Source organism: Mesorhizobium sp. M7A.F.Ca.CA.002.09.1.1, from assembly GCF_003998555.1.
In the GTDB taxonomy this organism is placed as follows: domain Bacteria; phylum Pseudomonadota; class Alphaproteobacteria; order Rhizobiales; family Rhizobiaceae; genus Mesorhizobium; species Mesorhizobium ciceri.
Genome location: NZ_RZRR01000341.1, coordinates 1 through 5,429, shown reverse-complemented (window position 1 = coordinate 5,429; position 5,429 = coordinate 1). Strand labels below are relative to the sequence as shown.

General features: G+C 63.0%; 5 protein-coding genes. 1 reads left to right on the top strand and 4 read right to left on the bottom strand.

What is annotated here, in order from left to right; genetic code table 11:
- The 4 genes from EN994_RS16325 to EN994_RS16310 all read right to left on the bottom strand — a co-directional run.
- The coding region (locus EN994_RS16325; RefSeq protein ID WP_164745959.1) for an ABC transporter permease at nucleotides 1-835 on the bottom strand (835 nt) is incomplete at its 3' end.
- 3 nt (nucleotides 836-838) lie between these two features.
- Nucleotides 839-1,801, bottom strand: coding sequence for an ABC transporter permease (locus tag EN994_RS16320; RefSeq protein ID WP_013530475.1), 963 nt, complete (start codon nucleotides 1,799-1,801; stop codon nucleotides 839-841).
- A gap of 9 nt (nucleotides 1,802-1,810) precedes the next feature.
- The gene (locus tag EN994_RS16315) at nucleotides 1,811-3,322 is read right to left on the bottom strand and encodes a sugar ABC transporter ATP-binding protein (RefSeq protein WP_013530474.1); all 1,512 of its coding nucleotides are present in this window, start codon (nucleotides 3,320-3,322) and stop codon (nucleotides 1,811-1,813) included.
- Nucleotides 3,323-3,403: 81 nt separating this feature from the next.
- Nucleotides 3,404-4,483: a substrate-binding domain-containing protein gene (locus EN994_RS16310; RefSeq protein ID WP_013530473.1), complete on the bottom strand. Its 1,080-nt coding sequence runs from the start codon at nucleotides 4,481-4,483 to the stop codon at nucleotides 3,404-3,406.
- 320 nt (nucleotides 4,484-4,803) lie between these two features.
- Between EN994_RS16310 and EN994_RS16305 the strand changes: the two genes are divergently transcribed.
- Nucleotides 4,804-5,429, top strand: a 626-nt coding sequence (locus EN994_RS16305) for an SGNH/GDSL hydrolase family protein (RefSeq protein ID WP_127307649.1), incomplete at its 3' end; no start/stop codon positions are given.

Sequence of the window (5,429 nt, the reverse complement as noted above, 5' to 3'; positions counted from 1 at the left end):
CAAAGCACAACGCCCCGAAGAAAGGTCCCCAGACGCCACCGTCGCCGCGACCGAAGACGACGCCGCCGAGGATCGTTGCCGCGACCGCCAGGATCGGCAGGTCGAGGCCGACACGGACGCTGCCGACGGCGATCGAACCGGTCTGTACCAGGGCCGCGATCGCCGCGATCAGGCCGGCGAGCGTGTGCGCAAGGATCACCGTGCGCTGGACCGGCACGCCGGAAAAATGCGCGGCTTCGGCATTCTCCCCGACCGAGGCGACGTAGCGGCCAAAGACGGTCCGCGACAGCAGCAGCCACACCAAAGCGGTCAGCAGGACCCAGAACAGCACCGGCGTCGGAACCGACAGGAATTTCGTGTTGTAGAGGTCGTTGAACAGCTTCGGCACATCGCCGGGCGGATTGCCGCTCGACAGGAACTGCACCAGCCCGACCAGGATGATGCTGACCGCCAGCGTGACGATGACCGCCGACACCCGCCGGCTCCCTATCATGAAGCCGTTGAACAGGCCGATGACGAGGCCGGTACCGAGCGCCAGCACGACGAAGAAAGGCATCGACGCGCCGGGGAAAGTGCCCGACGAAATGAAATAGTTGATGAGCAGGATGATGCCGCCGCCGGAAAGGTCGATCGACTTCACCCGCATGACGACGAGCTGCCCCAGAACCAGGATGCCGAGCGGGACGATCTGCCTGACGAAGATACCCATGATGTTGAGGTTGAGCATGTTCGGCCGTGCGATCCACAGCGTGGCCAGCAGCACGAGGAAGACAAAATAGGACGGCGGTATGCGCAGCAGGCGCCGGGCGATCGGATTTGCGAGAACGGCAGCCATCTTTCAGAGCCCCATCTTCTTGCGGGATTGCAGCCCGACCACCGCCAGCAGGATGCCGCCCTTGATCGCGGTCTGGACGAACGGCGAGACGTTGGCGAGGTTCATGCCATTGGCCAGCAGCGCCATGACCAGCGCGCCGATCACGGTGCCGTGCAGGCTGCCTATGCCACCGGAAAGCTGGGTGCCTCCAAGCGCCACGGCGGTGACGGTATCGAGTTCGAAAAGCAGCCCGACATTCGGATCGCCCGACACGATGCGCCCGGCGAGGAAGACACCGGCAACGGCTGCGAAACAGGAACAGATCACATAGGCGAGGATGATGTTGCGGCGGTCGGAGACGCCGAAATTGCGGGCAGCACTCTCGGCGCCGGACGCGATGCCGCCGCCAATCGCAAACAGATGCAGCCCGTACCGGGATCCGTAGAGCAGTTTCCACGCTGCCAGGATCACGACGATGCCCCAGAAAACCGGATAGGGAATGCCGAGGAAACTGCCCGAGACGGCATCGATGACGATCTCCGGCACCGTGCCGCCGGAGACGGGCCGCAGGATGCGCGTGATGCCGAGCACGATGTACTGCGTCGACAGCGTCGCGATGATCGGATGGACGTTGAAACGGGTGATCGCCAGACCGTTGATCAGCCCGATGACTGCCGCCAGCACGAAGACCGCCGGGATCAACACAATCGCTGGCTGGTCGAGCGCCAGCACCGCGGTGGTGAAGCTGATGACCGAGCCGACCGACAGGTCGAGCCCGCCGATGAGCACGACGACGAGCTGTCCGATCGCCGCGATGATCAGCGGCATCGCCTGGGCAACCAGGTTGAAGAGGTTTTCGGCCGTGGCGAACTGCGTCGTCTCGACGGTCAGCCACAGCGAAATGAGCAAGGCGACCAGCAGCGGCAGGCCCCACAGGCCCTGCCGCGTGTTCCGGCCATTCAGGATGTTGAAAACCGAACGAACCATGGCAGGCCCCTAATGCTGGCGCGTGGAGCCGCCCATGAGGGCCGCGTCGAGAATCTTGTGTTCGCTCGCCTGCGCTGCCGGCATTTCGGCCACGATCGTGTCGTGATGGACGACGTAGATGCGGTCGCAGAGCCCGATCAGCTCGATCGTCTCGCGCGACAGCACCAGCACCGCGCCGCCCTTCGCGGTGAAGTCCCGCAGAAGATGGTAGATCTCGGACTTGGCGCCGATGTCGACGCCGCGCGTCGGCTCTTCGACCAGCAGAAGATCGAGATCGGCGGCAAGGTAGCGGCCGAGCAGAACCTTTTGCTGGTTGCCGCCCGACAGCGAACCGACCGCAGCCGACAGGCCCGCCGCCTTTATGTTCATGACCTCCATCATGCGGGCGATGACGTTTCGATATGGCCGCGCCGGCGCAAGTTCCGGGCGCCTCGAATGCAATCCGATGGCGATGTTGTGGGCGATCGGCAAAGCGAGGAAGAGCCCCTCTTCCTTGCGGTCCTCGGGAACGAAGCCGACCTTCAGCTGCTGCAAATACCGAACGCCCGCCGACGCCGGGAGCGGCATCTTCAGCGCCTTGCCGTTGATGGAAATCGTCCCGGCGAAGGGATGGTAGCGGCCAATCAGCGATCGCAGGAAGCGCTGCTGGCCCTGCCCTTCCAGCCCGGCCAGGGCGACGATCTCGCCCTTGTGCAAAGTCAGCGACAGCGGCTGCGATGTCTCGGTGATCTTGAGGTTTTCGACGCGCAGTATCTCATCGCCTACATCGCCCGTACGATCGGGAAAAAGGTCCTGGAGTTCGCGTCCGACCATCATGGCGATGAGTTCGTCGGTGGTGATCTCGGGCACCGTCCTTGTGCCGACCAGTGCGCCATCCTTCAGCACCGTCACGGTGTCGCACAACTCGAAGATCTCCTCCATGCGATGCGAGATGTAGACGATGGCTTTTCCCTTGTCGCGCAGCCGGCGGATGTTGCGGTTGAGCACATCGACATCGGCCGCGTTGAGCGCCGCCGTCGGCTCATCGAGGATGAGCACGCTGGCGTCGGCCTGGATGCAATGCGCGATCTCGACGAATTGCCGCTCGGCTATGGTCAGGTTGGAAACGAGTTGCGACGGGTCGAGCGTGAGGCCGAGTTCGCCAAGCGCCCTGGCGGTCTGGCTTTTCATCGCGGGATAGTCGATCGAGCCGAACCGGGTCGTCGGCTCCCGGCCGAGGAACATGTTCTCGGCGATCGACAGATTGGGCAGCAGCGAATGCTCCTGGAAAACGGTCGAAATGCCGGCATCGAGCGCGGCGCGCGGCGACTTCAGATCGAGCTTCTCGCCGCTCATGAAGATCTCGCCGGAATCGGGCTGATGCACGCCCGCCAGAATCTTCATCAACGTCGATTTGCCGGCACCGTTCTCGCCCATCAGGGCGTGGATGCTGCCCGCCTTGAGGTCGAGGGAAACGGAGTGGAGCGCCTTGCTCCCTCCGAATGCCTTCGAAATGTGGGACATCTCGACAAGATTGGTCACGAAACCCTCGAACGAACCGGATTCGACACATGGAACGGCCTGCGGGGAATGTTTGTCCACTCCCCGCCAGCCACGGCGCCGTCACTTCTTGCCGTAATATTCCTTGAGCTTGTCTTCCGGCAGTTCGCTTGGCCACCAGACATTGGCGGTCAGGTCATCGCGATAGTATTTCTTGGCCTTGTCCTGGTCCCATCCGTCGGGATTGTAGACATAGCGCTTGTAGAGCTGCTTGCCTTCCAGAAGGGCAACGGCAGCGCGCACGCCGGCAGCGCCCTGGGCGGGACTGTATTCCGGAGAGATCGACTTGAACCCATCCGTAATCCACTGGCCGAAATAGCCATTGTTGCCCTCGCCCGAAATCGGCGGAATGGGTGTGCCGAACTGCTTGAAGACATCGACGCAGGCGCGCGTCATGTCGGCGCCGGACGACCAGATGCCGTCGACCTGCGGATTGTTCAGATAGAGCGTCTCGCACAGCTTCTTGGCCTTGTCGTACTGCCAGTCGCCATGCTCCTCGGCAATGATCTGCACATGCGTGCCCTTGAGCGATTCCAGGAGGCCGTTATAGCGGTTGGTGTCTTCCGGATGGCCGGCCAGGCCACGCAGGACCCAGATCTTGCCGTTGTCGCCGACGGTCTTCACCAGCCAGTCGCCCATGACCTTGCCGAAGTGCTCGGCGCCGCCCTGGATTTCGGTGGTGTAGGCGTCGGAATCGATACGCCCGGTGTGAAGGATGACCGGGATGCCGGCGGCGACCGCCTTGGCGATGCTGGCATTGGCCGACGTGCTGGTCACCGGTTGAACGATGATGGCGTCGACATGCTGTGCGATCAGGTCCTCGATATCGGCCACCTGCTTCTTCTGGTCGAAGCCGGCATCGAGCAGGATGAATTTCGAGATGCGCTTGTCCTTGGCCGCGGCGTTCTCCGCCTCATGCGCCACCTGCACCGTCCAGGTGTTTGCGTTGACACCGAAGTCGCTCATGCCGATGACCCAGGGCGGGTCCTTCTTGAACGCACCGGCGGCGGTCATGCGCGTGTCGTCGGGGCGCGGCGCCACGCCGTCCATCAGCTTGACGTCTTGCGCATGCGCCAGGGACGTCACGGCAAGCGTGGACGCAACGAGCATCCCCAGGCCGACGGTTTTCAGCAATCCTAACATTGAACACTCCTCCTTGTGGTTGCTCCGGCCTACAAATTCGTATGGCCACGAGACGCTCTCCCAATGCATGCCCCCGTCACAAACCGACCGATGCGCGCAATTCTCCCGCCCCCGAACACATGCGTGTCGAAGCCCAACTTCTGCTGGACGATGATGACGGTCGAGAACTCCTCCGGGCACTTTAGAAGCACAGCGGATTCGCCCTGTCAATAGTTAGTCAGGTTGAATGACTATTCCCTTGCTTGCCTTTCGCCGCTCCACTATCCATCATGAATGGCGCTCGCCGGCTTCGGCGCGCAGTCTGTCCCGGCGGGAAAAACATGCGATCAGTCTTGTGCTACGGCGACTCCAACACGCACGGCCAGATCCCCGGCAGGGGGCCGCTCGAGCGCTATGGTCCGGGTGAACGCTGGCCGGGCATATTGCGTTCTCAGCTGGGCCCTGACTGGTATGTCATCGAGGAGGGGTTGAGCGGCCGCACCACCGTCCACGACGACCCGATCGAGGGCGCCCACAAGAACGGCCGAACCTATCTTCGTCCTTGCCTGCAGAGCCATGCGACGCTCGACCTCGTCATCATCATGCTCGGCACCAACGATCTGAAGATCCGCTTCAACAAGCCGCCGTCGGAAGTGGCGATGGGGATCGGCTGCCTCGTCTACGACATCAAGGAGCTGGCGCCAGGTCCGGGCGGCTCGACGCCCGAGATCATGATCGTGGCGCCACCGCCGATGCAGGACGACGTCAAGGAATGGAAGTCCATATTCGCCGGCGCGCCGGAGAAATCGCGCCTGCTCGCGCTCGAGTTCGAGGTTCTGGCGGACTCGCTCGAACTGCACTTTTTCGATGCCGGCTCGGTGGTGTCGTGCAGCGAGGCGGACGGCTTTCACATCGATGCCGAGGCGCACAGATTGCTGGGCACCGCGCTCGCCCGCGCGGTCGATGC